At 62.4% G+C, this 3411-nt stretch carries 5 protein-coding genes; 1 reads left to right on the top strand and 4 read right to left on the bottom strand.

Annotated elements, in window-relative coordinates:
* From EN969_RS22625 to EN969_RS22610, 4 genes are all read right to left on the bottom strand, one after another.
* A partial coding sequence (locus EN969_RS22625) for a transglycosylase SLT domain-containing protein (protein WP_164758425.1) occupies positions 1-378 on the bottom strand: 378 nt, incomplete at its 3' end.
* Positions 366-914, bottom strand: coding sequence for a S26 family signal peptidase (locus EN969_RS22620; protein WP_024505646.1), 549 nt, complete (start codon positions 912-914; stop codon positions 366-368). The genes EN969_RS22620 and EN969_RS22625, both read right to left, overlap by 13 nt.
* Positions 911-1180, bottom strand: a complete 270-nt coding sequence (locus EN969_RS22615) for a helix-turn-helix domain-containing protein (protein ID WP_024505645.1) — start codon at positions 1178-1180, stop codon at positions 911-913. The genes EN969_RS22620 and EN969_RS22615 overlap by 4 nt, the downstream gene beginning before the upstream one ends.
* A 181-nt stretch (positions 1181-1361) precedes the next feature.
* Complete coding sequence (locus EN969_RS22610) at positions 1362-1685, bottom strand: DUF736 domain-containing protein (RefSeq protein WP_024505644.1); 324 nt, start codon at positions 1683-1685, stop codon at positions 1362-1364.
* A 1420-nt stretch (positions 1686-3105) separates the two neighbouring features.
* On the opposite strand from EN969_RS22610, the gene groES reads away from it, so the two are divergent.
* The coding region (gene groES / locus EN969_RS22605; protein WP_127419406.1) for a co-chaperone GroES at positions 3106-3411 on the top strand (306 nt) is incomplete at its 3' end.

Below are 3411 nucleotides of genomic sequence, written 5' to 3'. Positions count from 1 at the left end.
GCGGTCATGCATGGCACTGAGATAGGCCGTGCCGGCCAGGATATTGTCGCGCGGATCGTGGGGGTTAGGCCCAAGGCCGTGTTCGACCCGCATCTCTTCATAGGTGCCGGGCATCACCTGCATGAGGCCCATGGCGCCAGCGGGGGAGGTGATGGGGCGGCCGCCGCGCATTGTCTTGCCGCCGCTTTCGGCAGCCATGACGGCATAGATCCAGGCTTGGGGAATATGGAAGCGCCGGCTTGCTTCCGATACCAACGTCTGCCACTTTCGCAGCTGCGGACTTTGGGAGATGGCGACCGGCTCAGCGCCGGTCGAGGCGGAACAGGCGCATGGCGCAATGGCGATCATGCCCAACAAGAGGAGGGTCACTCGGTCCATAGTGGTACGAGCCTCCCGATGACATTTTGAGTGGGAACAGGCCCGAAATAGCGGCTGTCGAAGGAGCGGTTTTTGTCGCTGCCGAGCAGGAAAACCTCGTTATCCCCGAGCGCTCGGCAGCCGTTCCACCATGGCAAAGGTCGGCCTTCGGCGTCGATTTTGAGCCGGCGCGCGACGATGTCGCCGCCGATGATGATGGCGTCATTGAAGGCGCAGACATTATCGTCCGGCAGCGCTGCAAGACGTTTTGCCAGCGGCACATTGCGAGGCAGATAGCTGCGCTCGGCGGCGAGATACGCCGCGTATTCAGGCGGGCGCACGAGCACGAGATCGCCACGCGCCAGCGCTCCCGCAGCGATGCGGTAAAGGCCGATCGGCGCGCTGGCCGAGGCGTTCCAGACCAGCCAAGGGGCGGGCTTTCCCAGCGCCGTGAAGCCCAAAAGACCGAGACCGGCCGCGGCCAAGGCGACCGTCTTACGGGCTCGAACACGCCTCAGGCGGCTGCCGATCAGATGGATGGAAGGGCGCCGCCTCATGAACGGCCTCCCGTGCCGCCCTGGCCGGAACCGGCCTTGCCATCGCCGGCGATGGAGTGCTGCGGGTGTCCTTTCGACCAATGGTCGAGTTCGTCGATGTGATAGCGGACATAGCGGCCGTGCTTGCGGAATTTCGGGCCGCCGCCCTTGAGCCGCATCTTTTCGAGCGTGCGCTGGGAGAGCCCGATATAGAAGGCGGCTTGGGCTGTGCTGAGAAACGGGCTGCCCTTTTTCGCGCGGGCCGCGCGTTCGTTTTCGTCGTCCATGATGATCCTCGTTTCGCTTCGGACAAGCGAGGGCGAGGATGGGCGAGGGAGATCGTCTCGGGGACGGGCGAAGAGTCGGGGGAGAGTTTTCGCCGCCCTTTAGGGCGGACGGGGTTTGGGTGGAACTCCTGGGAATGAGCCCCGCGCCGGGGCTGCGGCGCGAGGCTCTTATCTCGGCCGGTCAGTCGGCCGGGTTCCAGATGATGGCGTAGGTGTCGTGATCGTCCTGGCCGGCGGCTCGGCCGAGATTGGCGTAGAGCTTGCGCGGTCCGAACTCCGGCGCTGCAATCGACAGGCTCACATAATCCTTGCCGGAAGTCTCGCCGGTGCGGATCCAGCCAGCGCCGACTTCGACCCCTTGCGTAAGCACCCGGAAGTCGGGATGGTTATCGGCGCTCTTGGCCTGGTTGGGGACGATATCGATGTCGGCGCGGACGCTGAGCGTCTTGAACTGGCCCTTGTAGGCGCCGTTTTCCTGCTTGTTGACGTAACCGATCGCGGTCATTTCGAAGTCTCCTTTTGTGGTTTCGCCGGGGACCATCCCCTGCGATGGCGCACCGTAATGGGCGCGTCAGGACCGCCTGAATCCGACAGGGCCGCAGCGACAGTGAAGGACCCGAGCGGGCAGCTTTTTTGTGAGCGAAGCGGCGCGAGGAAGCCGCCGCAGGCGGCGGGGAAAAAAGCTGATGGCGCGAGGGTTTCGGGCGGCCGGACCCGCCCATAGGTCGACAAGCCAGCCGCAGGGATGGTCCTTGGAGAGAGCATGGAGACCGCTCGCCAAGTGCGGTCTGTCAGCCAAGCAGGACGCCGGGATGAAACGGCCTGCAAAGATGCTGCGCCCTTATGCCGGATCGAGATCGTGCCAGCGGGTCGGGCGCCAGAGCAGACATCCGGCATGGTGCGATCTATGAAAGCAGGGCTCGCCAGCGGGAATTTGATACGCGAGGGGGCCAAAGTAAGGCTGGATGAGAAGCCGGTGCTACCTGCAGGTCCAGTGTCATGTGGCGGCGCTCGGGAAACCGCTACGCAATGTAACGCGCTCTTATGAGGCGAACAGACCGGCCCCAAAACCGATCGACCGGTGGTCGGCGCGAAACGCGTCATGCCTGTCCGAAAGCTGACAGTGGCAGAAGACGCATGTCGGGTTCCGCACAATTGACCATGCTGGATTTGTGAGGTTTTCAGGGAGAGCCATGCGTTCACTTCCCAGTGAGCTTTGGCACGGCATTTGCTCTTGATGTGGCAACACGGATCGAAGGTTGACTGCATGCACAAGCGCGAGATGAGCAATGCTCTCCTTTCCTGGAGGCTTGGCAGCAGATTCGATTTGACGTTGCGAGGAGCTTCAGCCGCTCGCGGCGGAAGTGATCTCAAATCTGAAGGCACCGTTGGGGCCGCAGCCATCAAACACATCTTTCTCTTTTTCGCAGCTCGTCTTCAACGCGATGCGGACTTCTTCGCGTCGACGGCGGCCGAAGGTGGAGAAGGGGCTCGACTTGCAAAAAGGAGTTGTCAATGACGTCTTACGTTCGCACCAACAGCCCGGCGCAGGTGCGCTCACTGTCCACCTTTGGCAAGCATCTGCAAAGGAGCGTGCTGACGGCGACGCTGCTTGCCGCGGCTTCGACGGGAAGTGAAGCGCAGCCCTATGTTCGTGCTGACGGCAGCACGACTGACGACTTGGAAGCGGCGCGAGCAAGTTGGCGTCATGACGCCGAATTCAATGGAAATGTGGGGCTCGCAGCCATCAACGCGGATGCCGCGTATGCGTTGGGTTCCACCGGGGAGGGGGCCAGAGCTCCTCGCCTGCCCTCGTCCGTCTTGACGAGTGCCCGCTTACAGCCTACCTCACTATCGCGTTAGCACTCGTCCATCGCGAGTGCTAACAAAAACCCCTCAACAGCGCACCAGGGAAAAATCCGAAAATGGCAAAGTCGAAGTTCCGCCCGCTGCATGACCGCGTGGTCGTTCGCCGGGTCGAATCCGAATCCAAGACCGCTGGCGGGATCATCATCCCCGACACGGCAAAGGAAAAGCCGCAGGAAGGCGAGATCATCGCTGTCGGCTTCGGCGCTCGTGACGAAGCTGGCAAGCTGGTCCCGCTGGACGTCAAGGCCGGCGACCGCATCCTGTTCAGCAAGTGGTCGGGCACGGAAGTCAAGCTCAATGGCGAAGACCTTCTGATCATGAAGGAATCCGACATCATGGGCATCATCGGCTCATATCAGGCC

The sequence above is a fragment of the Mesorhizobium sp. M7A.F.Ca.CA.003.01.2.1 genome (genome assembly GCF_003998945.1).
GTDB classification, from domain to species: Bacteria; Pseudomonadota; Alphaproteobacteria; order Rhizobiales; family Rhizobiaceae; genus Mesorhizobium; species Mesorhizobium ciceri.
This window is presented reverse-complemented; position numbering and strand designations above follow the sequence as displayed.